The 23,216-nt window shown below is 60.7% G+C and carries 25 protein-coding genes and 1 pseudogene; 12 read left to right on the top strand and 14 right to left on the bottom strand.

What is annotated here, in order from left to right:
* Position 1: 1 nt before the first annotated feature.
* The gene (locus tag IHQ43_RS10980) at positions 2–478 is read right to left on the bottom strand and encodes a (R)-mandelonitrile lyase (protein WP_192564350.1); all 477 of its coding nucleotides are present in this window, start codon (positions 476–478) and stop codon (positions 2–4) included.
* Between the two features lie 99 nt (positions 479–577).
* Between IHQ43_RS10980 and IHQ43_RS10975 the strand changes: the two genes are divergently transcribed.
* Positions 578–1,471, top strand: coding sequence for a LysR family transcriptional regulator (locus IHQ43_RS10975; protein WP_192564349.1), 894 nt, complete (start codon positions 578–580; stop codon positions 1,469–1,471).
* Positions 1,472–1,477: 6 nt separating this feature from the next.
* Here IHQ43_RS10975 and IHQ43_RS10970 read toward each other — a convergent pair whose 3' ends face one another.
* On the bottom strand, positions 1,478–2,422 hold the full coding sequence (locus IHQ43_RS10970; RefSeq protein ID WP_192564348.1) for an aldo/keto reductase: 945 nt from the start codon (positions 2,420–2,422) through the stop codon (positions 1,478–1,480).
* Positions 2,423–2,533: 111 nt separating this feature from the next.
* Between IHQ43_RS10970 and IHQ43_RS10965 the strand changes: the two genes are divergently transcribed.
* The gene (locus tag IHQ43_RS10965) at positions 2,534–3,304 is read left to right on the top strand and encodes an alpha/beta hydrolase (RefSeq protein WP_192564347.1); all 771 of its coding nucleotides are present in this window, start codon (positions 2,534–2,536) and stop codon (positions 3,302–3,304) included.
* A gap of 130 nt (positions 3,305–3,434) precedes the next feature.
* Positions 3,435–4,301 carry a CAP domain-containing protein gene (locus IHQ43_RS10960; protein ID WP_192564346.1) on the top strand — a complete coding sequence of 289 codons (867 nt, stop codon included), beginning with the start codon at positions 3,435–3,437 and terminating at the stop codon, positions 4,299–4,301.
* A gap of 4 nt (positions 4,302–4,305) precedes the next feature.
* On the opposite strand, the gene IHQ43_RS10955 is transcribed toward IHQ43_RS10960, so the two are convergent.
* Complete coding sequence (locus tag IHQ43_RS10955) at positions 4,306–4,938, bottom strand: Vgb family protein (protein ID WP_192564345.1); 633 nt, start codon at positions 4,936–4,938, stop codon at positions 4,306–4,308.
* A 32-nt stretch (positions 4,939–4,970) separates the two neighbouring features.
* A complete protein-coding gene (locus tag IHQ43_RS10950) occupies positions 4,971–6,182 on the bottom strand; it encodes a helix-turn-helix domain-containing protein (RefSeq protein WP_192564344.1) in 1,212 nt (403 codons plus the stop codon).
* A 205-nt stretch (positions 6,183–6,387) separates the two neighbouring features.
* Between IHQ43_RS10950 and IHQ43_RS10945 the strand changes: the two genes are divergently transcribed.
* Positions 6,388–6,996, top strand: a complete 609-nt coding sequence (locus IHQ43_RS10945; RefSeq protein ID WP_192564343.1) for a hypothetical protein — start codon at positions 6,388–6,390, stop codon at positions 6,994–6,996.
* A 346-nt stretch (positions 6,997–7,342) separates the two neighbouring features.
* Complete coding sequence (locus IHQ43_RS10940; RefSeq protein WP_192564342.1) at positions 7,343–7,771, top strand: nuclear transport factor 2 family protein; 429 nt, start codon at positions 7,343–7,345, stop codon at positions 7,769–7,771.
* A 66-nt stretch (positions 7,772–7,837) separates the two neighbouring features.
* Here IHQ43_RS10940 and mqo read toward each other — a convergent pair whose 3' ends face one another.
* Positions 7,838–9,487, bottom strand: a complete 1,650-nt coding sequence (mqo, locus tag IHQ43_RS10935; protein ID WP_192564341.1) for a malate dehydrogenase (quinone) — start codon at positions 9,485–9,487, stop codon at positions 7,838–7,840.
* 433 nt (positions 9,488–9,920) lie between these two features.
* On the opposite strand from mqo, the gene IHQ43_RS10930 reads away from it, so the two are divergent.
* From IHQ43_RS10930 to IHQ43_RS10920, 3 genes are all read left to right on the top strand, one after another.
* Entirely contained in the window at positions 9,921–10,346 is a 426-nt protein-coding gene (locus IHQ43_RS10930; RefSeq protein WP_192564340.1) for a nuclear transport factor 2 family protein, read from the top strand.
* A 159-nt stretch (positions 10,347–10,505) separates the two neighbouring features.
* Entirely contained in the window at positions 10,506–11,744 is a 1,239-nt protein-coding gene (locus IHQ43_RS10925; protein ID WP_192564339.1) for an AAA family ATPase, read from the top strand.
* Positions 11,741–12,247, top strand: coding sequence for a hypothetical protein (locus IHQ43_RS10920; RefSeq protein WP_192564338.1), 507 nt, complete (start codon positions 11,741–11,743; stop codon positions 12,245–12,247). Before IHQ43_RS10925 ends, IHQ43_RS10920 begins: the two co-directional genes overlap by 4 nt.
* A 42-nt stretch (positions 12,248–12,289) precedes the next feature.
* On the opposite strand, the gene IHQ43_RS29790 is transcribed toward IHQ43_RS10920, so the two are convergent.
* Together IHQ43_RS29790 and IHQ43_RS29785 are read right to left on the bottom strand one after the other, a co-directional pair.
* Positions 12,290–13,015, bottom strand: coding sequence for a methyl-accepting chemotaxis protein (locus IHQ43_RS29790; RefSeq protein ID WP_371857362.1), 726 nt, complete (start codon positions 13,013–13,015; stop codon positions 12,290–12,292).
* Positions 13,016–13,144: 129 nt separating this feature from the next.
* Positions 13,145–13,903, bottom strand: a pseudogene (locus tag IHQ43_RS29785) (MCP four helix bundle domain-containing protein); the annotation flags it as partial.
* Between the two features lie 248 nt (positions 13,904–14,151).
* Here IHQ43_RS29785 and IHQ43_RS10910 point away from each other — a divergent pair.
* Both IHQ43_RS10910 and IHQ43_RS10905 read left to right on the top strand, forming a co-directional pair.
* Positions 14,152–14,466: a DUF2388 domain-containing protein gene (locus IHQ43_RS10910; protein WP_085698689.1), complete on the top strand. Its 315-nt coding sequence runs from the start codon at positions 14,152–14,154 to the stop codon at positions 14,464–14,466.
* Positions 14,467–14,580: 114 nt separating this feature from the next.
* Complete coding sequence (locus IHQ43_RS10905; RefSeq protein WP_170929433.1) at positions 14,581–14,985, top strand: hypothetical protein; 405 nt, start codon at positions 14,581–14,583, stop codon at positions 14,983–14,985.
* On the opposite strand, the gene ligD is transcribed toward IHQ43_RS10905, so the two are convergent.
* The gene (gene ligD / locus IHQ43_RS10900; protein WP_192564336.1) at positions 14,986–17,532 is read right to left on the bottom strand and encodes a DNA ligase D; all 2,547 of its coding nucleotides are present in this window, start codon (positions 17,530–17,532) and stop codon (positions 14,986–14,988) included.
* 124 nt (positions 17,533–17,656) lie between these two features.
* Positions 17,657–18,400 carry a tellurite resistance TerB family protein gene (locus IHQ43_RS10895; RefSeq protein WP_192564335.1) on the bottom strand — a complete coding sequence of 248 codons (744 nt, stop codon included), beginning with the start codon at positions 18,398–18,400 and terminating at the stop codon, positions 17,657–17,659.
* A gap of 260 nt (positions 18,401–18,660) precedes the next feature.
* Here IHQ43_RS10895 and pcsA point away from each other — a divergent pair, with 260 nt between their 5' ends.
* Complete coding sequence (gene pcsA, locus IHQ43_RS10890) at positions 18,661–19,383, top strand: phosphatidylcholine synthase (protein WP_115079921.1); 723 nt, start codon at positions 18,661–18,663, stop codon at positions 19,381–19,383.
* A 41-nt stretch (positions 19,384–19,424) separates the two neighbouring features.
* Here pcsA and IHQ43_RS10885 read toward each other — a convergent pair whose 3' ends face one another.
* Both IHQ43_RS10885 and IHQ43_RS10880 read right to left on the bottom strand, forming a co-directional pair.
* Positions 19,425–20,237, bottom strand: coding sequence for a class I SAM-dependent methyltransferase (locus IHQ43_RS10885; RefSeq protein ID WP_192564334.1), 813 nt, complete (start codon positions 20,235–20,237; stop codon positions 19,425–19,427).
* A gap of 24 nt (positions 20,238–20,261) precedes the next feature.
* On the bottom strand, positions 20,262–20,534 hold the full coding sequence (locus IHQ43_RS10880; protein WP_192564333.1) for a DUF4242 domain-containing protein: 273 nt from the start codon (positions 20,532–20,534) through the stop codon (positions 20,262–20,264).
* Positions 20,535–20,763: 229 nt separating this feature from the next.
* On the opposite strand from IHQ43_RS10880, the gene IHQ43_RS10875 reads away from it, so the two are divergent.
* Positions 20,764–21,225, top strand: a complete 462-nt coding sequence (locus IHQ43_RS10875) for a GNAT family N-acetyltransferase (protein ID WP_192564332.1) — start codon at positions 20,764–20,766, stop codon at positions 21,223–21,225.
* Between the two features lie 18 nt (positions 21,226–21,243).
* On the opposite strand, the gene IHQ43_RS10870 is transcribed toward IHQ43_RS10875, so the two are convergent.
* The 3 genes from IHQ43_RS10870 to IHQ43_RS10860 form a co-directional block, all read right to left on the bottom strand.
* On the bottom strand, positions 21,244–22,458 hold the full coding sequence (locus IHQ43_RS10870; protein WP_192564331.1) for a cytochrome c biogenesis protein DipZ: 1,215 nt from the start codon (positions 22,456–22,458) through the stop codon (positions 21,244–21,246).
* A gap of 77 nt (positions 22,459–22,535) precedes the next feature.
* A complete protein-coding gene (locus tag IHQ43_RS10865; protein ID WP_192564330.1) occupies positions 22,536–22,832 on the bottom strand; it encodes a hypothetical protein in 297 nt (98 codons plus the stop codon).
* Positions 22,833–22,861: 29 nt separating this feature from the next.
* Positions 22,862–23,131: a DUF2790 domain-containing protein gene (locus IHQ43_RS10860; RefSeq protein WP_007956290.1), complete on the bottom strand. Its 270-nt coding sequence runs from the start codon at positions 23,129–23,131 to the stop codon at positions 22,862–22,864.
* Between the last annotated feature and the right edge of the window lie 85 nt (positions 23,132–23,216).

The raw sequence follows: 23,216 nt of genomic DNA, 5'->3' as shown, positions 1-23,216 counted from the left end.
ATTAGCGGACGTCGGGATATTCCCCCTCTCCCACCTGCTCCATCCAGTCCACCACTTTGCCATCCAGCACTTCAGCAATCGCGATATGCGTCATGGCTGTGGTCGGCGCAGCACCGTGCCAATGCTTCACGTCGGGCGCGATCCATACGGTGTCGCCTGGCTGAATCACCCGCACCGGCTGCCCCCATTCCTGCACGAAGCCTGACCCGGCGGTAACGATCAGCGTCTGCCCCAACGGATGGGTGTGCCACGCCGTACGCGCTCCCGGCTCAAAGGTCACGGTGGCGCCGCTGATCCGCGCCGCATCGCTGCCCTTGAACGGCGCATCGACCCGTACCGTCCCGGTAAACCAGTCGCTCGGGCCTTTGGCCGATGGTTGTGAGCCGTTAGGGGTGACGGTCACGCGGGATGTTTCGCTGGCCTGGACCTCGCCCGCCAGCAGGGAAAGGGTCAGCGCCGAAGCAGCAATGGGGTTCATGTCGAGGTTCTCCTGAAAAGGGAAAGGCTCCACTTTAACCAGCTCGACTCTTTAGATAATCGACTAGAATTCAAAAAAACTTATGCAGAGTACTCATCAATGCTTCGGGAAAACGCCAGTGATCTGCTCGCTTTCCTCGCCGTGGCGCGCGAGCGCAGTTTCACAAAAGCCGCTGCCAAACTTGGCGTTTCGCAGTCAGCGCTCAGTCATACGATCCGCAGCCTTGAAGCCCGGCTGGGCCTGCGCCTGCTGATCCGGACCACCCGCAGTGTTTCTCCCACAGAGGCCGGTGAGCACTTGCTGCAAACCATCGGCCCGCGTTTCGAAGAGATCGAGTGGGAACTGGCCGCCCTCAGCAACCTGCGGGAAACGCCCGCCGGCAAGATCCGGCTCAGCGCCACCGATCATTCGCTGAACTGGCTGCTGCGACCGGTCCTCAAAGAATTTCTGCTGCAGTACCCGGACATCTCCGTCGAAGTCAGCTGCGACTACAGCTTCGTCGACATTGCGGGTCAGGGTTTCGATGCCGGCGTACGGCTGGGCGAGGATGTCGCACAAGGCATGATCGCCACTCGTATCGGCCCGGACATGCGCATGGCGGTGGTCGGCTCGCCCGACTATTTCGCCAGACGTACCGTACCGAAAACCCCGCGGGATCTGACCGAGCACGCTTGCAATAACCTGCGCCTGCCTACCAACGGCGGTCTATACGCCTGGGAGTTCGAAAAGGATGGCGAACGCCTGAAGGTGCGAGTCTGCGGACAGGTCACCCTTAACGGTGTCTATCCGCTACTGGACGCCGCACTCGACGGCTTCGGCCTGAGTTACATCCCGGAGAACATCGTCGCACCCTGTCTGGCTGAGGGTCGCCTGATACAAGTACTGGAGGACTGGTGCCCGGTGTTTTCCGGATATCACCTCTACTACCCGAGCCGGCGCCAGACAGCGCCGGCCTTTGCATTGTTGCTGGCGGCGCTGCGCTATCAAGGCTGAAACCATCTACTCCACCAACGCAATCAACTGCTGACGCTGTGCATCGGTCAGCATCAGCCCGAACCCGGCGCCGGCATTGTCGGCCATGTAGAGCGGATTGCTGGTGCCGGGAATCACGCAGGTCACCGCCGGGTGCGCCAGCAGGAATTTCAGCGCCAGTTGTGGCCAGCTCTTGGCCCCGACCTGCGCCGCCCAGCCGGGCAGCGGTTTGCCTTTGAGCCGGGCGAGCAGGTCGCCGCCACCGAACGGCCGGTTACAGATCACTGCCACCCCTTTTTCGCGGCACAGCGGCAGGATGCGTTTCTCGACCCCGCGATCATCCAGGGCATAGTTGATTTGCAGGAAATCCAGCGGTTCGGCCTTGAGCACGGCTTCGACCTCGTCATAGGCCGACGGCGTGTAGTGGGTGATGCCGATGTAGCGGATGCGGCCCTGCTCTTTCCATTCGCGCAGGGTCGGCAGATGGGTTTGCCAGTCGAGCAGGTTGTGGATCTGCATCAGGTCGATGCGCTCGGTGCGCAGCAGGCTGAACGACTGCTCCATCTGCGCGATGCCCTCCTCGCGACCCCGGGTCCAGACCTTGGTCGCCAGAAACGCCGGCGAGCGCGGTTCGTGGATCGACAGCAATTCACCGGTGGTTTCCTCGGCGCGGCCGTACATGGGCGAGCTGTCGATTACCGTTCCGCCCTTTTTGAACAGCTCGCCGAGCACAGCCGGCAATTGTTTGTAGACCGGATCGCCGGGAGCGACGTCGAAACCGCGATAAGTGCCCAACCCCACCAGCGGCAGTGGTTCGGAGCTCGAAGGGATGGCGCGGGTCTGCATGGTCTGGGCTCCTGTGGCGTTCGGCGACGTAATGGCGGCCAGCGCCCGGTCAAAGGTGAAAACCGCTGACACCCCGGCTGCCAGCTTCAGCAACCGGCGGCGGGAATATCCCTCAGTGTGGTTCATGCTGGCGCCCTTGCCCTGTGGATCTGTTGCACCTTGTGTTTTGACGCAGCCCGCAAAACCGTTGGACTACACTGCGACAGCCAACCTGCGCGCCCGGTTAAAGTTAGTCGAATGTCCAGAACCCTGTTGTCACTCGTCGCATTGATCTTCGCCGTGTACCTGATCCTGTGCGCGGCGCTGTTCGTTTTTCAGCGGGCGCTGATCTATTTTCCGCAGCCCGCCAGCCTCGATTTACCGGAGTCTCGGTTGACGCTGGCCATGCCCGACGCCGAGATCCAAGTGACGGTGCGCGAGCGCGCCGGGCGCAGAGCGCTGATCTACTTCGGCGGCAATGCCGAGGACGTTTCGCGCAATCTGCCCGAGTTTTCCGAGGCGTTTCCCGACTATTCGTTGTATCTGCTGCATTACCGGGGATTTGGCGGCAGCGGCGGCTCGCCCTCCGAAGACGCGATCGCCGAGGATGCGCTGGCGCTGTTCGATCAGGTGTATGCCAGTCATCCGCAGGTCGCGTTGCTCGGGCGAAGTCTCGGTTCCGGGGTCGCGGTGCGACTGGCCAGCCAGCGGCCGGTGGAGCGGCTGATTCTGGTCACGCCCTACAACAGCCTCGAAGAAATCGCCGCCCGCCAGTACCCGTGGGTGCCGGTGCAGTGGTTGCTCAAGGATCGTTTCCAGTCCGGTCAGTACGCGGCGCACATTCGCGTGCCGACGCTGCTGCTGGCGGCGAGTGATGACGAAGTGATTCCTCGGGCCAGCACCGAGCGCTTGCTGCACAATTTTCCCGACGGTGTGGCCACGCTCAAAGTGGTGGCGGATTCGGCACACAATTCGATTTCCGAACGGCCGCAATATCTGCAATGGATAGAGGATGCGTTGAATCGCTGAGCCCTTCGTCGGCAGCTGTTAAAACTCGGCGCTGCTTCGTGAACCAAGTGCAAAAAGGCCAGTCCTACCCGCGCCGCGTTCTGCGGTTCACTCCCCTTCAGCGTTGTCCTTGTTCAGAGCTTTGCGTCCCATGCGCCACGCCGTTCGTTCGTCTCGCTTCGTTTCGCTGTGCCTGTTGATCCTTTCCCCCCTGCTTTCTCCCTCTGCCCACGCCGGCGCCGAGCGGCAGCTGGTGGCCGCCATCAACGACTACCGCGCCCATCCGCAACGTTGTGACCGACGCCCCGCCCAACGGCTGGCGCCGCTGACGCTGAAGTCGAACCTGGCATTGCCGGTCGGTTATGGCTACGGCGGTGGATTGCGCGAACGATTGAAAGATTCCGGCTACGCGGCCGTGGCGGTGCGCAGCATCCGGATCGTCGGTGCGCAGGACGCCGAAGAGGCGTTCGATCTGCTGCAAAGCGATTACTGCGGCGCGCTGCTCGACGGCCAATACGCCGACATCGGCATCAGCCGCGCCAGCAGCGAATGGCAAGTGGTGCTGGCCCGGCCAGTGCTCGACAGTCGCGTCGGCGACAACCGCAGCGTCGGCAAGGCCTTGCTCGCCGAGGTCAACGCCGCCCGCGCCCGACCGCGCATGTGCGGTCACCAGCGCTTCGCCGCCGCCCGGCCCTTGAGCTGGAACCCGGCGCTCGGCGCCGCCGCCCAAGGGCACAGCAAGGCCATGGCCTACGGCAATTATTTCGCCCACCGCGACCCGGACGGTGACGGCCCGGCAGATCGCGCCCGTGCAGCCGGCTTCCGTGGCCGGCAGATCGGCGAAAACATCGCTGCCGGACAAAGCTCACCGGGCAAGGCCATGGCCGGTTGGCTGGCCAGCCCCGGACACTGCGCCAACCTGATGAACCCGATGTTCACCCAGGTCGGCGCCGGGTTTGCCAGTGAGGCGCGCAGTGATGAAGGGGTTTACTGGACGATGCTGTTCGGGGCGCAATGAGCCGTCACTTCGGCCGGCGCACCGCCCGCACCCTGCCGCTGTTTCCGCCGCCACAATAGAAACGCTCAGCGCCATCGGCCTCCAGTCCGGAGACGCCGATTCCGCTGGGTAACGTCAGGCTTTCCAGCACCTCGCCGTTGCTCGGGTCGACTCGCCGGATCTCGCTTTCATCGCCTTCCCAGGTGCCATGCCACAGCGCGCCGTCAACCCAGGTGACGCCGGTGACAAAACGATTGGATTCGAGGGTGCGGAGGATTTTCCCGGTGGCCGGGTCGATCTGGTGGATCTTGCGGTCGCGGTATTGCCCGACCCACAACGAACCCTCGGCCCAGGCCATGCCCGAGTCGCCGCCGTCGCCCGGAGCCGGAATGGTATGGAGTACGCGCCCGGTGGCGGGATCGATCTTGTGAATTCGGCGGTCGGCGATCTGGTACAGGTGCTTGCCGTCGAACGCGGTCCCGCCATCGGCGCCGACCTTGATCGTGCGCACAGTTTCGCCGCTGGCCGGGTCGAGTGCGTTGAGTTGACCATCGCTGGCGAACCAGACTTGCCGGCCATCGAAGGTCACGCCATGCACACCGTCGATGCCTTCGAACGGGCCGTATTCCCGAAGGATTTCTGCGTTTGCCTGTTTCATGCTGGTTTCCTCGTTGAGTGGGTGAGTCCAGCCTAGCCATTGCCCAGCGACACCGGGAGTAACAAGATCGTCGCGAAACCCGGCAACGGCGGCGTCAGCCAGCGACGTGCACGGCCAACGCCGAACGCCTGCACCTTGTCTTGTGCCGCCAACGTTTCAAGTGCCCGCTGCACTTGCCGCTGGCTGTTGCCCGACGCGAGCGCAAGTGCCGAACTCGACCACGCTTCGCCATCGGCAAGCAGGGCCAGCAGCCCGGCGTGTCTGTCTTCGAGCGGCAACGTGAGCAGCGCTACATCGTGTGCAACCAGCGCATAGCCGCGAGGGGTTGCGATGATTCCGGCCAGCGGACGCAACGCCGCACGCAACCGGCCAATTTCGACCCGCAATCGGACGCGGTGGGATTCATCATCGAGTTTCAATCGGAAGGCTTTGGCGATCAACGCCTCTCTGGACACCTCTGCCGGCCAGGCTTCGGCAAGTAGCCGAACGAGGTTGAACAACACCGGTCGCGTGGCCAGCGCCACGGTCATTCCGGCACCGCGCACGCTGTAGCGACAGGCATCGACCACCAGCGTCGGCGAGGTGAACAACACTTCCACCTGCGCGAGCGTGACCGCTTTCTCCTGACCTGCAACGATCAATCGGGCTGCCGGAGCCTCAAGTAACTGCAGGGCGTGAGCGACCTCTGCCAACAGCGCCGGAATCGCCGCCTGATACGCTGCACGTTGCGCGCGTTCCAACGTTGTTTGCGCCTTGTGCGCCTGGACCCGACGCAAAGCGATCCCGGCTGTCATCAATTCATGAACAGTGCGCAGAGCCGGGGGTAGCGGTGCAGGATCGAGTTCATCGAGCAGCTTTTCAGCCGCATCAAGCTGGCCGATCAGCAGCAACCGACGAATCTGCAAACAACACACGTGCGCGGCATTCACGCCGTCGCCATGATCCTGCAAGACTTGTCGCGCCGCCTCCAGTGCCTCGACCGGCCAACCCAGATCCCGTGCCGCCAGCGCCACTTCGGCTTCGGCAACCACGCAGCGCGCCCGGGACAGCGGCTCATTGGCGCCGAATGCCTTCACTGCCCGTTGCAACAACGTCCTGGCCCGCGTCATGTCGCCGAGCTGCGCCATGGCGATCCCGCGCAGGGCCAGCGCTGGAGGGTCTTCGCGCAGAGCCACGAAATTCAGCGCCGCCAACGGATCACCCGCTGCCAGCGCGTGGCCGGCGGCGTTGATCAGCGAGTCCATGGAGCGTCCGACATGGCAGGTTTCCGGTATCAGATCGTGGGTGGAGTCTAATACCGAATGCGGTTTCGTCTGTGTGGTCGCGTTACAGCGGGAAATCCGATTGCTGAATAAAAGGGTCAGGATCAGAGCACACACCACATCCATGGCACTTCAGGTAATCTGCGTCGGCTGGGAAAGGAAAACAGTCCATCATGGAGTCGATCATTTGAAACGTCTTGCCTTGTACCTGTTGCTCCCCTTGTTCGCGGCTTGCAGCACGGGGCCCTTTCTATATCCGGAATCGACCGTGGGCGAGCACGCGCTGCTGGTCAGGACGTGTCCCGGAGCGAAGCCGTCCATGAGGTACAAGACCGCATCCAAGGCGCTCGACTGGGTTCATCTTCTGGTCTATGCGCCGTTGCCGGGCATGCCAACCAAACCCGACTCCCACCTCTCCACGGACACCGAGTTGCGGATGTACGTTTACCTCTACACGCCCCCGTACATGCGGAACCTGCAAACACCGGAACAACGCAAGATCGCCGAAGAAACCCCTCCTCCGGCACTCTGGATCAGCGCGGCGTCACCTGAGGCCACCGTGCAGCTGGCCAACGGCAAGTCCTATACGGTCACGATCGAACACCTGAAAACCGGTTTCGACCCGCGTGAAACGAATCTGGATATTTATTCCCCGGGAACGCCCCTGGGGGACGGTGAAATGGACGATTTCATCCTGACGCTACCGGATCTCTTCCTGAATGGAGAAAAAATCCCGACCGCGCCGATCCATTTCAAAGTCCGTGAAGAGCGCCACATGCCGCTGCTCAACTGCTGATCTCAGACCGGAGAAATCGTGGCAAGGACGCCAATCATGATGGTCAACACAAGAAAGCCGCCGAGGAAAATCGCCATCTTAGCCATGAAGGCCTCCTGAATACTGAATGTCCGGCGCACCGGGCGCTTCGGAATGAAGCGCGTCGCGTATGGCCGAACGGCAGGGCTATTCTGGGCCCGTGGCTGAGATGGTTACAGATGCAGATCCGACAGGAAAAAGCGGATCAGATGGATTTGGCCAGTGCATGTATCGACATTCAGGTCGGTACAGAGGGTTTCCATTACACAGCTTTGATCTAGAGTCATGGGCGCCGCACAAAGAACAACAAAAATACAGGAGTGAAACCATGTCCGACCTGAAGCTGCACCCCAACGCCGCCGAATCCCTGAACCGCTGGCACGAGATGATCCGCACCGGCAACCTCAAGGCCCTGCCTGAGCTGCTCGATCCCAAAGCCGTGTTCCGCTCGCCCATGGCCCACACGCCCTACCCCGGCGCGGCGGTGGTCTCGATGATCCTCAACACGGTGTTCAATGTGTTTGAAGACTTCAAATACCACCGTGAACTGGCGACGGCCGATGGCCTGAATGTGGTGCTGGAGTTCAGCGCCAAAGTGGGGGCGAAAGAGCTCAAAGGCATCGACATGATTCGTTTCGATGAACAGGGCAAGATCGTCGAGTTCGAGGTGATGGTGCGGCCGTTGAGCGGGTTGCAGGCGCTGGGGGAAGAGATGGGACGGCGCCTGGGAGCTTATCTGGCTGCCGCCAAGGCCTGAAATCCGGACACAAAAAAGCCCACTGACCGTCACCGGTTCAGTGGGCTTCGTGTGTCAGGCGTCTAGTTACAGAGCCATGTCACGTGCAGCGCTTTCTTTTGGAGCCGGGGCTTTCTCAGCCGAGGCGTCCGCCGCTGGGGCTGCAGCCTGGCCAATCACCGGAGGGGTTGGCAGTTGCAGGATCTTGGCGGTGTAAGCCCACTCTTCAGCCACTTTGGCTGGATCGTTGTTCAGCTGGGTACCGTAGCTTGGAACGATCTGGTGCAGCTTGGCTTGCCACTCAGGGCTGGCGACTTTGTCTTTGAAGACTTTCTGCAGCACGCTCAGCATGATCGGTGCAGCGGTCGATGCGCCTGGGGATGCGCCCAACAGACCGGCGATGGAGCCGTCTTTGGAAGCAACGATTTCGGTGCCCAGTTTCAGCACGCCGCCAGCGGCTTCATCACGCTTGATGATTTGCACGCGCTGGCCGGCTTGCCACAGGCGCCAGTCTTCGGCCTTGGCGTTCGGGAAGTATTCCTTCAGCGCGTTCAGACGATCTTCATCCGACAGCATCAATTGACCGGCCAGGTACTCGACCAGCGGGTATTCCTTGATGCCGACCTTGGTCATAGGCCAGATGTTGTGGGTGGTGGTGCTGGTCAGCAGGTCCAGGTACGAACCTTCTTTCAGGAACTTGGTGCTGAAAGTCGCGAACGGGCCAAACAGGATGACGCGCTTGCCGTCCAGGACACGGGTGTCCAGGTGCGGAACGGACATCGGAGGCGCGCCAACCGAAGCTTTACCGTAGGCCTTGGCCAGGTGCTGCTCGGCGATGGCCGGGTTATCGGTCACCAGGAACGAGCCGCCTACCGGGAAGCCAGCGTATTCCTTGGCTTCTTCGATACCGGACTTCTGCAGCAGGTGCAGTGCACCGCCGCCGGCGCCGATGAATACGAACTTGGCGTCGGTTTCAGTCTTGGTGCCGTCTTTCAGGTTTTTGTAGCTGACGCGCCAGGTGCCATCTGCATTCTTGGTGATGTCCTGGACTTCGCTCGACAGCTTCAAGTTGAAGTTGGACTTGGTCTGCAGGTGAGCGGCGAACTGGCGGGTGATTTCGCCAAAGTTCATGTCGGTACCCAGAGGGCTCCAGGTGGCCGCGATTTTCTGGTTCGGGTCACGCCCTTCCATCATCAGCGGGACCCACTTCTTGATCACAGCCGGGTCTTCGGAGTACTGCATGCCGGCGAACAGCGGGCTCGCCTGCAGGGCTTCGTAGCGCTTTTTCAGGAACTTGATGTTGTCATCGCCCCACACGAAGCTCATGTGCGGAGTGGTGTTGATGAACGAACGAGGGTTCTTCAGAACACCTTGCTGAACCTGCCAGGCCCAGAACTGACGGGAGACCTGGAACGCTTCGTTGATCTCGACGGCTTTCGGGATGGTGACATTGCCCTTGTCGTCTTCCGGGGTGTAGTTCAGCTCGGCAAGTGCGGAGTGACCAGTACCGGCGTTGTTCCAGCCGTTGGAGCTTTCCAGGGCGACGCCATCGAGGCGCTCGACCATTTCCATCGACCAGGTCGGTTCCAGCTCATTGATCCACACACCCAGGGTGGTGCTCATGATGCCGCCGCCGATCAGCAGGACGTCGACTTTCTTTGCTTCTTCGGCATTGGCGGAAGACATCCCCATCGCCAAAGCCAGCCCCAGCAAGGCTGTGTTCACTTTTTTAAACATCTGTTGCACCTATGATAAAACGCCTTCCGCCCGCCGCTGTTGTACGTATGAGGTCCCCTTTTGCGCGACACTCAGGCCAGCGTCGCGGGTTCCGGCACACTTCAATTTTGACGGGTGGGCACACAAGGCCGACAGGCTGCGTCGACCTCAGTTATATGTCCCTTCTGAACTGACTTCTTATCATTATTGGCTTCAGCTACTTGAGCGACAGGGGTTCTGCCTGGCCCGCCGAAAAGCGCGCCAGACTGAATTAGGTCAAACCAAGTGGCGCGAAGAATATCACGTCATGGCAAACCCGCGCGTCTGTTCGCGACCGGATAGTTTTCAATAGGTTCCTCAAGCGCTTTCTAACGCCGTCCCATTCCTGCTAAGTTGTACGACGACTGACAAATAACCCAGTCGTCTTCATTACCTACAACAACAAGGAATACCCATGAACAAATCCAGACTGCTGCTCGGTCTCGCCTGCCTCTTCAGTGGCTACGTTGCCGCCGCCCCGGCGGAACAGGACGTCGCCCAGGCCGTCGATCACCTGACCCACGCGATGTTGCACAAGGACGTTGCCGAACTGAACGCACTGACCGCCGACAACCTCACCTACGGCCACTCCAGCGGCAAGATCCAGGACAAGAAAGCCTTCATTGCCGATATCGAAACCGGCAGGAGCGCGTTCAAGACTCTGGAGATGCAAAACCAGACCATCACCCTGTCCGGTGACACCGCGCTGGTACGCCATCACTTTTCGGCGCAGGCACTGAAGGGCACCGAAGTCGTACCGACTGAAATCGAGAACTTCCAGATCTGGCAGAGGCAGGATGGGAAGTGGTTGCTGGTGGGGCGTCAGGCGTACAAGTTCTGATTAAAATAGAAGGCTCTGGCGAGTACCTCGTCAGAGCTCTCTCCCTTGGTAAGCACTTTACCTACCTGTCCATTTCGCTCCAATATGCTCCTCCCGTTTGTCCCCTGCCCTGATATGCTGCATCGCTAAACCGTACAAGCTCGTCCTATGGAGTGATCAATGACCCGACTACGCGTCAAGCATTTCGGCCCTATCCGCGATGGTGTGAAGAACAATGGCTGGATAGAGTTCAAACGCGTGACGGTTTTCGTGGGGAATCAGGGCTCCGGGAAGAGCACGCTGGCCAAGCTTTACTCGACATTCTCCTGGATAGAGAAGGCGTTGGTGCGGGGTGATTACGATAAGAAATGGTTTGAAAGGAAGAACAAATTCATCAAACCGTACCTGACCTATCACAGACTGGAGCACTACATCTCCGATGCAACAGAGATCGAATACGAGGGCGAGGCCTACTCGATTTCTTTCATGCGGGGACAGCTGCATATCACTGAATCAAAAGGTAGTAGCTACCATCTGCCTCAGATCATGTACGTGCCTGCTGAGCGAAACTTCATCTCCTATGTCAGACACCCTCGCGAGCTGAAACTGTCCTCGGATTCTCTCAAGGAATTCCTGACCGAATTCGATGCAGCCAAAGCCAATATGAAAGGCACTTTGCTGTTGCCTATCAATCAGGCCGAACTCGAATATGACAAGCTCAACGATATCCTCAATATTCGCGAGTCCGACTACAAACTCAGACTGGCAGACGCCTCCAGTGGCTTTCAGTCTGCCGTTCCATTGCATCTGGTGAGCCACTACCTGTCCAAGGCGGTTCAAGAGCGCAGCGAAGAGCGGCAAGAGACAATGAGCGCCGATGAGCTGGATCGCTTCAGAAAAGAGGTTAAAGAGATCTTTTCCATTGATTCGCTGACAGAAGAGCAAAGGCGCATTGCTCTCTCCACGCTGTCCTCCAGATTTAACAAATCAGCGTTTATCAATATCGTCGAAGAGCCTGAGCAGAATCTTTATCCCCAGTCACAATGGAGCGTTTTGCAGAGTCTGCTGCAGTTCAATAATCAAGGTCAGGGCAACCGTCTGGTGCTGACAACTCACAGCCCATACGTAGTGAATTACCTGACCATCTCGGTACAGGGCAAGCACCTGCAAGACAGCATTATCCAGAAAAAGCGCGACAAGGAATTACTCCCTAAACTCGCCGCCGTTATTCCCTTGCATGCCTTGCTAGAAGCCGAAGAGTTGGCGATATACCAAGCCGATGAAAGAACTGGATCGATCACGAAACTGCCAATGGTTGATGGCATTCCTTCCGATGACAATTTTCTGAACAGATCCTTGCAAGAAGGCAATGATCTATTTGATGCACTCCTCGATATCGAGGAGGAGCTGAAAGGGTGAATTTTCTTGATATCCGCTGCCAGACAGGTCCGTTTACTGACGCCGAATTCGGGCTGCGTGACGATCAAGAGTTTCCAGTGGCTTATGTCGACACAGGAAACCGGAAAGAATGGATAGCCTCGGTATCGAACCCGCTCCAAAAACCGATTGTCTTTACCGCAATTGACAAATGCGTGATCAAAGACGGTGAGGAAAAAGGTCGGGATCGATGTGACTGCATGCTGAGGACTGATGACGCGCTGTACCTTGTTGAGTTGAAAGACCGCGATGGAGGGGGCTGGCAAGGACAAGGGATCAAACAATTGGAGTCGACAATTCAATTTTTGATTGATGCACACGGCGAGCAATTCCTGGCTAACTACCACCCCAAAATCGCCTACGTCTGCAACAAAAAGTCACCCTTCGTTAAACCAGAACTCAATGCGAAGAACCGCTTCAAGAAGTACAACTTCAGATTGAAGGTTGAGGCAACCATCAATGTACGGCGAAAAGCGGATCAGTGATCCGCTGGCTCATCCCACCTTGAGCAGATATCTACATTCCCCTCACAACCGAAACCGATCCACCGACTGCGCCAACCTCCCCGCCAGGCTCGACAACTCATCCGTGGTATTGGCCGTCTGACCGATCACCTTGCTGTTGCCCTCCGACATGCCCGCGATCATCTCCACCTGATGGGCAATTTCGTTGCTCGCCTGGCTCTGTTCGCCGATGGTACGGGTGATGTCGTTGACCAGTTGTGTGGTGCTCAGGGTGGCGTCGAGGATTTCGCGGATGGCGCGTTCGACGTCGGCGGTGACCGCCATGCCCTTGTCGACCTGGGCGACACCGGCCTCCATGCTGCTGACGGCCTCCCGGGTGCTGTTCTGGATGCGCGCGACCATCGCGGCGATTTCCTGGGTCGAGGCGCTGGTGCGCGCAGCCAGACTGCGCACCTCATCGGCCACCACCGCAAATCCCCTGCCTTGCTCGCCCGCCCGTGCCGCTTCGATGGCCGCATTGAGCGCCAGCAGGTTGGTCTGGTCGGCGATGCTCTTGATCACCTGGATAATGTTGAAGATACCTTCGGATTCCTGATCCAGGGTGCGGATCACCTGCGCCGACTGCTGGGCGGAACGGGCGATGTCGTCCATGTCGCTGACCACCTGATGGATCACCTGCCCGCCGTTTTTCGCCAGTGACTCGGCCTGACTGGCCATGTTCAGCGCACGCTCGGCGTGACGGGTGATCTCCTCGATGCTGGCGGTCATCTGGCTCGCGGCGGCGGCCATGGTCCCGGCGGCGGTGCTTTGCTGCTGACTGCTGTCGGCCACCTGATGACAGCCCTGGCTCAGTTGTTCGCTCATGCCGCTGACGCCGTGGGCGTTGCGTCGTACCACGTCGATCATGTCCCGCAGGTCGCGCTGCATTGTCGCCAGCGTGCGGATCAGCGCACTGGCTTCGTCCTTGCCGGACGGTTCGGCGATCGGTTCGCTGAGGTTGCCGTGGGCGATACTTTCGGCGATGCGGCTGGCGGATTTCAGCGGCCCCATGATGCTCAGGATCACCCAGCGACCCTGGGCCAACAGCAGCAACAGACTGGCGATCAGGACGATGCCGAGTGCGACGTTGGCATTGTGAATCGCCGCTTCGGTGCCTTCACTGGTCTGCCGGGCATTGGTTTCGATCAGCTCGCTGAGGGCGGCCATCTGCTCTTCGAGCTGGCTGAACGCGGTACTGAACGTCCCGAGATGCTGCTGGGCGCTGTCGGGGTTTTCCAGTGCAAGACCGACGATCTGCTCGCCGGCGCTGATGTAGGTGTCGAGGCTTGGCTTGACCTGCTCCAGCGCGGACCTGATCGTCGGGTTCACCGGCAGCTTGAGGTTTTCACCCAGCACCTCGCGAAAATGCGCCGCATGCTCTTCAACCGAATTGCGCACCTCGTCCGCCGAGCTCGTGCTTTTGCCCAGCCCCACCAGCATTGCCGAATACACATCGGCACGCAGGGCGTCGTGCATCATGTCGGCCTCCATGTGGTTGCGCAGCGCGCTCATGCTAACCGCGCTGTCACCGACCGCCGAAGCCATCCGCTGATTGCCGACATAACTGACCAGGCTCACGATCAACGCCGTCAGCAGGCTGGTCGCAATCAGCAACACCAAACGCAGTTTGATCGACACCGTGATTTCCTCCCTGGTCGCGCCACACGGCGCCTTTCAACGCTTCAGTTAAGCCTATTTGCGTGAATCCGCCGCTTTAGAGCGTCGCAGGGTGTGTCGTTACATCCGGTAAAAATGAGGACTGTGCGACGGTTCTCGTTCTGCGCGCACGACCGCCCGGCCCGGTGCACGGAACTCCCGCGCCATCTGGCACCTCTCACATTATGTGGTACTTCCTTTTCGCTTTACGCTGCTGGAGGAACACCGTCATGCGCCGTTTATTACTCGTTTCGTCTCTCATGCTGTGCCTGCCGTTCGGCTCGGCCCTTGCCCGCGTGGACGCAGGGGATGTCGCCACTTCGGCGGGGGTTTCCGCCTCGCTGTACTCGACCTTCAAGGATCACAAAATGGTGATTCCGGCCCGTGACGACCTTTCCGCATTCGTCGCCAGCGGCGGAACGATCCGTGGCGTGTACCTGGAATCGGTGTTGCAACAGGTGCGTCAGGACAATCCCGGTCTGAACGCCAGCGATGAAGAGCTGGCCAATGCCATCCTGGTTCACTACGAAGGTCTGTCGCAGTAACCACGGCACGCTCGATGATGGTGGCTGACGGACTCGCCACCGTTGTGCCCTGCCGATGGACGGCTGGCGAACGACCATGGGCAAAACCGTCGAACGGCCTCTATGATGGAGGCCATGACGATTTCTGCCTCGCTTCGCTCCCCTTGCCCGCCGGGTCTTTGCATCTGCGGGCGTGATCCGCTGCTGGATACGCCCGGCGCGGATGTGCGCATCCTGCTGCTGACCCGCGAGGAGGAAAAGCGTCTGCTTGAGCGTCTGGAAAACCTGAAAGACCTCGCCGACCTCGAGCGCCTGCAAGGAAAAATGTTCGATCAACTAGGCATTCGCGTGCTCATCGCACCGAAGTTCGGTGAGGTACGAACCGTGCGCGGCGGCATCGAGATCGAGGTCCAGGACCTGCCGGGACTCTGCCGCAAAACCCGCAAAACAATCCCCGCCGCCATCCGCCGTGGCCTGGAAAACAACCCGCAAGTCGCCTTTGACCTGCTCAACGCCCACGACTTGCTGCGCGGCACCTGATCATTTCTTCATGCCGACTCGCTTGCGCATCTCGGCCGTGATGCTTTGCCGGGTTTTCTTCATGTCCGCCCAAGGTTCATCGCCCACTTCCGCCAGCCGTTCGTGAACGTTGCGCACGTTCCATTGATCGGCGCCCTTGATCTCCCCGACCTCTTCTCGAAACAGCGGCACCGACACCGGCAGCCCCTCTCGGGTGCGCGCCGCGTAGGCGCAGATAGTGGTGGCACCCAGACCGTTGCGCAGGTAATCGATGAAGATCCGCCCCACCCGATTTTTCGGCCCGGACACCGCAGAAAAACGCTCCGGCAACAACTTCGCCATATGTGTGACGATGGCGTGGCTGAAATCCTTGACCTCGTCCCAGCCATGCTTGCGGGTCAGCGGCACCACCAGATGAATGCCCTTGCCGCCGCTGGTCTTGAGAAACGCCTTGAGGCCCAGCTCATCGAGCACGGTGAGGGTCAGCGCCGTGGCTTCGACCATGCTTTTCCACGGCAGCGCCGGATCCGGGTCGAGGTCGAGGACAAAGCGGTCGGGCTTGTCCAGATCCGTCGTGGTGGCGTTCCAGGTGTGAAGTTCGACCGTGCTCATCTGCACCGCGCCGATCAAGGCTTCGGCGTTGTTGATCAGCATCACCGGCTGGCCGATCAGCTCCTTGTCGAGCGTGCGGATGCCGGGGATCGCCAGGTTCTCGGCGTTCTTCTGGAAGAACAGATCACCGGCGATACCGTCCGGCGCACGCACCAGCGCCACCGGGCGATCCTTGAGTTGCGGCAAAATCCATTCGGCGACACTGGCGTAATACTCGGCCAATTGCATTTTGGTGGTGCCACTGCTGGCGTCGATCACCCGGTCAGGGTGAGTGATCCGCACCTTGCCGTCGGCCAGATCGGATTGGGACGGCGCGGTAGTTTGAGCCTTTGAAGTCTTCATGGGTTTGGCTCGCTCCTCGGTGATGTCCGTGGCCGGTTTGTCCTCGCGCAGGCCATGGAACACGGCGTGGCGCACCGATCCGTCCTGGGTCATTTCAGCAAACGCCACTTCCGCCAATAGATTCGGCTTGAGCCAGTGCACCCCCTTGGCCTCGAAGCCCGTGGGCGGATTGACCACCGCCGCCTTCTTCATCCGCAACGGTTTGAGCTGCGCGAGGATGCGCTTGAGGGTGGTTTCGTTGAACCCGGTGCCGACCTTGCCGGCGTACCGCAACTCGCCGCTGTCACGATCATGCAGACCCAGCAGCAACGCGCCGAACGAACTGCGCGCGCCTTTCGGATCGGTGTAGCCGACGATCACGAATTCCTGGCGATGTTTGCACTTGAGCTTGATCCAGTCACTGCTGCGGCGTGACACATAAGGCGAGCCGAGACGTTTACCGATCAGGCCTTCCATGCGCATCTGGCAGGCGCTGTTGAGCAACGCCTGCGGGGTTTCGTCGAACGCTTCGGAAAAGCGCAGCAGCGGATCTTCATGGGCTTTCAGCACCGTGGCCAGCGCCGCGCGCCGTTCCTGCACCGGCACTTCACGCAGATCGACACCGTTGAGATACGGCAGATCGAACAGATAATAGAGGATGTTTTCGCTGCGCCCCGCATCGAACGCGTTTTGCAGGGCCTGAAAATCCGGCACGCCTTCCTCGTCGGCGACGACCATCTCACCATCGAGCCACGCCGACTCCAGGCCCAGCGCCGCAAGCGCTTGCGCTTGCTTGGGCAACTTGTGCGTCCAGTCATGGCCATTGCGGGTGAACAACTGCACCTCGTCGTGATCGATGCGCGCCATGATCCGATAACCGTCGAACTTGATTTCGTACTGCCAATCCCCTTCCGGCGCACTCTCCACCAGGGTGGCCAGTTGCGGTTTGAGTTGCGCGGGAATCCTGGCCTTGTGCGCCCCGGCGAGTTTGCCCGAGGCCGGCTTGCGCGGTGCTTTGGACGAAGCCTTCAAGGGCTTGACCTGCTTCGCACTGAGGCTCGGTTTATCGACGATCGTGCGTTCACTGAGCACGCTGTCGGGCTCGGCGACCAGCACGTCGTAATCGCTTTGCGGGCGCGCGGCGCTGTCCTGATGCTTGATCAGAAACCACTGCTCTTTCTTGCCCGGCATGTGGGTGCGCACCAGGTTCCACACCCCGGCGAGCTTCTCGCCTTGCAGTTCGAATTTGAGCTTGCCCTTGGCGAAAGCCTTCTCCGGGTCTTCCAGCGGAATCCACACGCCGCGATCCCAGACGATCACATCGCCGGCGCCGTAATGCCCTTCCGGAATGCTGCCCTCGAACGTCGCATAGTCCAGCGGATGATCCTCGACGTGCACCGCCAGCCGCTTGACCTTGGGATCCAGCGACGGGCCCTTGGGCACCGCCCAGCTCTTGAGCGCGCCGTCCAACTCCAGGCGAAAGTCGTAATGCAGGTGCGAGGCGTCGTGTTTTTGAATACAGAATTGCAGGGCGTGGTCGCCGGCGATTTTCTTGCCCCGACGTTTGCTCGCCGCCGGTTCCGAGGTCGCGGAGAAGTTGCGCATTCGGTTGTAGTCGTCGAGATTCCTGTTCATGGCGGCTCCGGGTGCAGACGGGTCCTGTCATGCAGAAGAGCCACGCCCCCGGAGAAAAATTCAATCGGCATTAAAAAGCCCCGGACGGAAGGATCCCGTCCGGGGCTTTTTCACGCCTTTTATTTCAAGCCGTGCCCTTGGCCTGCTGCTCGAGGTGAACCTGCAACTCGGGGTCGATCTGCAACGCCGCCGCCAGTTCATCCAGATAATTGCGCTCGGCGTCCTGCTGATCGTCCACCAACATCACGCTGGCCAGGTACATTTCGGCGGCCATGGCCGGATCGTTCTGTGCCGCTTGGGCGACTTCGGTGGGATCCAGCGGTTTGGCGACCTCGTCGTCGAGCCATTGCTGCAGGTTCGGGTCATTGGTGTGCTTGCCGATTTCGCTGCTGATGAGGTGTTTTTCCGACTCGTCGATCCGCCCGTCAGCCTTGGCCGCCGCGATCAACGCACGCAGGACGGCGTGGCTGTGTTCTTCGACCTGCGGGCCGGACAGCAGATCTGCGGTTTGCGGGGTTTGCGGGGTTTGCTGCGGCGCAGCAGAAGCCTGACTGCGTTGCCAGGCCTGATACGCCTGGAAGGCCATCATGCCCAGCGAGGCCAATGCTGCGTAATTGGTGCCGCCGGAACGACTCTGCGTCCCGCCGCCGAGCGCCCCGCCACCGCCACCGCCGAGCAGTCCACCGAGCAGCCCGCCCAGACCACCGAGCCCTCCGGCAGGAGAACCGCCGCCGCTGTTGCCGCCACCCAGCAGACCGCCGAGCAATCCGCCCAGCCCGCCCAGTCCCCCGCCGGCCGACGCGCCACCTTGTTGTCCCGCCGAGGCCTGGCCTCGCAGCAGTTGTTCAAGCAGATCACTGGTGTTCATGACGTCGTCCTCAGGCAAAGGGGTATGACTGCGTCAGGCAACGATAGTCCTCTTGATGCGATGTGCCAGCACCGTTGGGCTGACGTGGTCATGGGCGAGCGATTCTCCAGAGAAATTTTTTCGCGGCCAGCTAATCTTCATGAATGGGTGAACCTTGACCCGGCCCGACCGGTCGATAGCTGCAACCCCGACCCGGTTAGTCGCCACCCTTGCTGCCCAAGGGTCTACGCGGCTTGCTGCACTTTCTGGAGAACGCCTTCGTGATATCGACCGTCCACATCGCCAGGCTCAAGGCCTGGGGCGCCCATGGTTTCACCGCGACCGGCGTGGTCACCGCCTTTCTGGCCACCCTTGCCCTGCTGGAAAACCAGCCGACCCATTGCCTGATGTGGCTGGGCGTGGCGCTGATCGTCGATGGCCTCGACGGGGCGCTGGCGCGCAAGGTCAACGTGCAGTCGGTGCTGCCGAGTTTCGACGGATCGATCCTCGATCTGGTGATCGATTACCTGACCTACGTGTTCATCCCGGCGCTGTTCATCTATCGCTACATTCCCTTGCCCGACTACACCTTGCTGCTGACGGTGTCGCTGATTCTGGTGTCGTCGCTGTTCTGCTTCTGCAACGTCAACATGAAGAGCAAGGACAACTACTTCGTCGGTTTCCCCGCCGCATGGAACGTGGTTGCCTTGTGTCTGTACATCATTGATCCGGGACCGTGGATCACCTTCCTGACGGTGATTGGCCTGGCGCTGCTGACCGTGACCCGGATGAAATTCCTGCACCCGTTCCGGGTACGCCGGTTCATGCCGATCAACATTGCGGTGACGGCGATCTGGCTGCTGTGCAGTCTGTCGCTGGTGCTGAACCACCCGGTGATCAACCCGCTGGTGATGGGGCTGTGGCTGCTGGCGTCGGCGTACTTTCTGGGTATCTGCATCTGGCGCACCGCGCTGGAGTGGTTCGACAGTGCGCATCTGAAATAGAAAAACCAGTGGGAGCGAGCCCGCTCGCTCCCACAATGGCTTCAGCGTTTGGTAATCACCACCTCCAGATACTCACTCGGCAGCACCATCGACTCCGCCCCCGCCCGATTCAGCCCGTCGATCAGTTGCGTCAAATCTCCCTCCAGCGCCTGCCCGCTCTCCGGCGGCAACGCCGCGAACGCCTTGTGCACCGGGCCGTACCAGTGGCGAAACACATCAATGAAATGCGCCGCCGAGCGATAGCGGAAGTTGAAGTGGCGGCGAGTCACCTGCACCTGAAACTGGCGATCATCGAATTGCGAATGCAGCCAGGCTTCCGCGCCCCAGTTCGAGGGCGGTTGCGCACCGGGTGGCGGTGGCAGGTGGCGGCCAAGGGTCTTGAACATCTGGCCGACGAAACCTTCCGGCGTCCAGTTGGCCAGGCCGATCCGCCCGCCACGACGACAGACCCGCGCCAGCTCCTTGGCTGCCTTGGCCTGATCCGGGGCGAACATCACGCCGAAGGTCGACAGCACTGCGTCGAAACTGGAATCGGCAAACGGCAGCGCTTCGGCATCGGCGACCTGAAAGGTCACGTCCAGATGCTCGGCGCGCGCCCGGTCCTGACCGCGTTCCAGCAGCGCCGCGACATAGTCGGTGGACGTCACCAGACAACCACGGCGCGCCGCCGCCAAAGTGGCATTGCCGTTGCCGGCGGCGACGTCCAGCACTTCTTCATCGCAGCGCAGGTCGCAGGCTTCGGCGAGGGTTTCGCCGACGATCTGCAAGGTGGTGCCGATCACGGCGTAGTCGCCACTGGCCCAGGCGACTTTCTGGCGTTCCTTCAGGGCAGTGAGATCAATGGGGGTACTCATGAATGGGTGCTCCACGGCAGGGGGTCAATCGGCGGTCGTCGGGTCGATGATGCTCGTCACCCGGGACACGCTGTTGGCCGGAAATCCCCCACGCTTGGCGTGTTCGCGCACCAGCTCTTCGTTGGGTGCGATGTACACGCAATAGATCTTGTCGGCCGTCACATAACTCTGCAGCCACTGCACCTGCGGCCCGAGTTCACGCAGTACGTTGCAGGACGTTTGCGATACGGCCTTGAGTTCTTGCTCCGATAGCTTTCCGGCTCCTGGAATCTCGCGTTCAATCACGAATTTCGGCATGGCAACCTCGCTTTCTTTTTATGGATGTCAGAGCCGTTGGCGGCCCTGCTCGCCCACTATCGCGCGGGCGCTGTGCGGCGTCCCTGCCAATCGTCCGGAGAGCCCGTAAAACCGGCGTTGGCCGATGAGTGGCGGGATTTTGTAAAGGCCCCGAAACACTGTCGGGGGGTTGCCAACGCGCCGGCTGATCGGCTCTCATGCAGGCCCTCCCCCGGAACGGAATTCGATCATGTCCTTGCGCTTCGAATGGCTCGCCGATCACATGCAGCACAGCGACACTTACGCGGCATGGATCCACCGCCAGTTTCACTACGAATATGCCGAGCAGCCCCTGGCCGAATGGCAGCGCGAGTTTGCCGAGGGACAAAGCAATGGTGACTGGCGTTGCCTGATTGCGCTGGACGGGGATCGACTGCTGGGCGGTGCCGCACTGGCACGGGCGGACCTTGCCCTTCGACCGGATCTGGGGCCGTGGCTGGCCTGTGTGCTGGTCAGCCCAGAATCACGTGGGCAGGGTCTGGCAGAAAGGCTGATCGAGGGGATTGCTGAAGAAGCGAAACACCGGGGCCTGCCGCGTTTCTACCTGCACACCCAGAGCAAGCAGGACTATTACGCCAAACGCGGCTGGACGGTGCTGGAGCGTTTTCACGCCTGGGGCAACGAACAATGGCTCATGGTGCGCGACCTGTGAGCCATTGAGTTTTGCGGTTTACGCTGCAGGCGCCTTGGCCTCCTTGAGCAGTTGCTGAATCATCTGCTCCTGCGCCTGGTAGCTGCCTTCGCCAAAGTGGGTGTAACGCACCTGCCCTTTGGCGTCGACCAGGTAATGCGCCGGCCAGTACTGGTTATCGAAGTTGCGCCAGATCGCGTAGTTGTTGTCGATAGCCACCGGGTAAGTGATGCCGAGCTTCTTCACCTGATCCTTGACGTTGTCGATGATCCGCTCGTAGCCGTATTCCGGGGTGTGGACGCCGATCACCACCAGGCCGTCCTTGCCGTACTTCTTCTCCCACTCCTTCACGTACGGCAGGGTGTGCTGGCAGTTGATGCAGTCGTAGGTCCAGAAGTCCACCAGCACCACTTTGCCGCGCAGGGATTCAGCGCTCAGTTCCGGCGAGTTCAGCCACTGCACCGCACCGGACAGCGACGGCATCACGCCTTTGCCGGCCTCGTCTTCGGTCGAGTCTGCACGGACTTTGCTGACGAAGTAGTCCACCACCTTCGGCACGTTTTCCAGCACGCTTTTCTCGACCGTCGCCACGCCTTGGGACGAGGTGTTGGCCAGCAGCAGGTTGTCGGCACCGGTGGCGATCACCGCCGCCGTCGCCAGCACCGCGACACCCGCACCGCGACGGAACCAGCCGGTGAACGGAATCGACGGTTTCAGCCGGTTGACCAGCCCGCGACCGGCGAAGATCAACGTCCCCAGCGACAGCGCACTGCCTGCACCGTAGGCCAGCAGCAACAGGCTGGTCTGGGCGTTGGCGCCTTGCAGCATGGCACCGGTGAGGATCACGCCGAGGATCGGACCGGCGCACGGCGCCCACAACAGACCGGTGGCGACACCGATCATGATCGACGCCATCGGGCCGGCTTTTTTCCGGCTGTCCGGGTCGAGGCGATTGCCCAGCAGCACGAAGGGCCGGGACAGCCAGTCACCGATGCGCGCGGAAATCAGCGACAGCGCAAACAGCACCATCACCGCCAGCGCAATGTGGCGACCGGTGTTGCTGGCTTCAATTACCCACTCGCTGCTGACCACCGCCAGACTGGAGATCAGGGCAAAGGTCAGGGCCATGCCGCCGAGGGTCAGCAGGATCGAAGAACGGGTGCGGTCGGCACTGGCGAACAGAAACGGCACCACCGGCAAAATGCAGGGACTGAGGACAGTCAACAGACCGCCCAGGAAAGCGATGAGAAACATGAGATTCACCTTTTGAATGAGGGGTGGTCTGTCGCCTGGATCGGGGGCGGCGCGTTACGGGCAGCCCCCTTCAATCCTCAAGCCGTCTGGCTGTCCAGCCATTGGCTTTGCGGCGTACGGCTGGCACCGTTTTCAGCCACCATCTGGCCTTGCGGCGTATGGCTGGAACCGTCGGCGGCGACCATTTGCCCCTGCGGTGTGCGGCTGGCGCCGTCGGCGGCGATCAGGCCTTCGCTACCCTGCTTGGCCACCGGGGCCAGTTGGAAGCAGGTGCTGCTGCCACAGCTGTTCTGTTCGACGGCAGCGTTGGCGTGGGCCGCAACGCCGGCGAGGGAGAAGGCAACAGCGGTCAGATAGCGCGATACGTTGTTCATGGCCATGTTCCTTTTATAGAGGTGGGTAATCAGTTGTCTTCGTTGCAGCCGTCGGCGAATTTGCGGTAGTCGAGCACCTGGGTCTTGCCGGCCGAGTCGAGGTAGGTCAGGCGGGCGTCGACAATGCCGCAGGTCATCGAGTTGTCCTGTTTCAGCGACACGACTTTCTGGATGTCCAGGTGGCTGCCGTAGGAGTAGGTTTGCGGGGTGACATCGGCTTCGGCGCGGGCCGACAGGGTGCAGATGTTCAAAGCGGCAAACAGGCAAGCGGCGGCGATCGATTTGGTCTTGGTGTTCATGGCGTTTTCCTCGGGGCTTCAATGGTTGAATCGTTGAGTGGGCCGAGGCGTTCTGTGTGTGCCTCGATGGAGCTCATTTAAAGCT

Origin of the sequence: Pseudomonas gozinkensis, from assembly GCF_014863585.1 — a bacterium.
GTDB lineage: Bacteria > Pseudomonadota > Gammaproteobacteria > Pseudomonadales > Pseudomonadaceae > Aquipseudomonas > Aquipseudomonas gozinkensis.
This window is presented reverse-complemented; position numbering and strand designations above follow the sequence as displayed.

Excerpts from the sequence above, each read along its gene's own strand:
- IHQ43_RS10885 (WP_192564334.1), bottom strand. The coding sequence starts at position 20,237 with ATGAGTACCCCCATTGATCTCACTGCCCTGAAGGAACGCCAGAAAGTC.
- IHQ43_RS10865 (WP_192564330.1), bottom strand. The coding sequence starts at position 22,832 with ATGAACAACGTATCGCGCTATCTGACCGCTGTTGCCTTCTCCCTCGCC.
- IHQ43_RS10955 (WP_192564345.1), bottom strand. The coding sequence starts at position 4,938 with ATGAAACAGGCAAACGCAGAAATCCTTCGGGAATACGGCCCGTTCGAA.
- IHQ43_RS10930 (WP_192564340.1), top strand. The coding sequence starts at position 9,921 with ATGAACAAATCCAGACTGCTGCTCGGTCTCGCCTGCCTCTTCAGTGGC.
- IHQ43_RS10950 (WP_192564344.1), bottom strand. The coding sequence starts at position 6,182 with ATGGACTCGCTGATCAACGCCGCCGGCCACGCGCTGGCAGCGGGTGAT.
- IHQ43_RS10940 (WP_192564342.1), top strand. The coding sequence starts at position 7,343 with ATGTCCGACCTGAAGCTGCACCCCAACGCCGCCGAATCCCTGAACCGC.
- IHQ43_RS10965 (WP_192564347.1), top strand. The coding sequence starts at position 2,534 with ATGTCCAGAACCCTGTTGTCACTCGTCGCATTGATCTTCGCCGTGTAC.
- IHQ43_RS10970 (WP_192564348.1), bottom strand. The coding sequence starts at position 2,422 with ATGAACCACACTGAGGGATATTCCCGCCGCCGGTTGCTGAAGCTGGCA.
- IHQ43_RS10870 (WP_192564331.1), bottom strand. The coding sequence starts at position 22,458 with ATGTTTCTCATCGCTTTCCTGGGCGGTCTGTTGACTGTCCTCAGTCCC.
- IHQ43_RS10960 (WP_192564346.1), top strand. The coding sequence starts at position 3,435 with ATGCGCCACGCCGTTCGTTCGTCTCGCTTCGTTTCGCTGTGCCTGTTG.
- IHQ43_RS10925 (WP_192564339.1), top strand. The coding sequence starts at position 10,506 with ATGACCCGACTACGCGTCAAGCATTTCGGCCCTATCCGCGATGGTGTG.
- IHQ43_RS10860 (WP_007956290.1), bottom strand. The coding sequence starts at position 23,131 with ATGAACACCAAGACCAAATCGATCGCCGCCGCTTGCCTGTTTGCCGCT.
- ligD (WP_192564336.1), bottom strand. The coding sequence starts at position 17,532 with ATGAACAGGAATCTCGACGACTACAACCGAATGCGCAACTTCTCCGCG.
- mqo (WP_192564341.1), bottom strand. The coding sequence starts at position 9,487 with ATGTTTAAAAAAGTGAACACAGCCTTGCTGGGGCTGGCTTTGGCGATG.
- IHQ43_RS10980 (WP_192564350.1), bottom strand. The coding sequence starts at position 478 with ATGAACCCCATTGCTGCTTCGGCGCTGACCCTTTCCCTGCTGGCGGGC.
- IHQ43_RS10975 (WP_192564349.1), top strand. The coding sequence starts at position 578 with ATGCTTCGGGAAAACGCCAGTGATCTGCTCGCTTTCCTCGCCGTGGCG.
- IHQ43_RS10895 (WP_192564335.1), bottom strand. The coding sequence starts at position 18,400 with ATGAACACCAGTGATCTGCTTGAACAACTGCTGCGAGGCCAGGCCTCG.
- IHQ43_RS10875 (WP_192564332.1), top strand. The coding sequence starts at position 20,764 with ATGTCCTTGCGCTTCGAATGGCTCGCCGATCACATGCAGCACAGCGAC.
- IHQ43_RS10905 (WP_170929433.1), top strand. The coding sequence starts at position 14,581 with ATGACGATTTCTGCCTCGCTTCGCTCCCCTTGCCCGCCGGGTCTTTGC.
- IHQ43_RS29790 (WP_371857362.1), bottom strand. The coding sequence starts at position 13,015 with ATGGCCGCCGCCGCGAGCCAGATGACCGCCAGCATCGAGGAGATCACC.
- IHQ43_RS10910 (WP_085698689.1), top strand. The coding sequence starts at position 14,152 with ATGCGCCGTTTATTACTCGTTTCGTCTCTCATGCTGTGCCTGCCGTTC.
- IHQ43_RS10880 (WP_192564333.1), bottom strand. The coding sequence starts at position 20,534 with ATGCCGAAATTCGTGATTGAACGCGAGATTCCAGGAGCCGGAAAGCTA.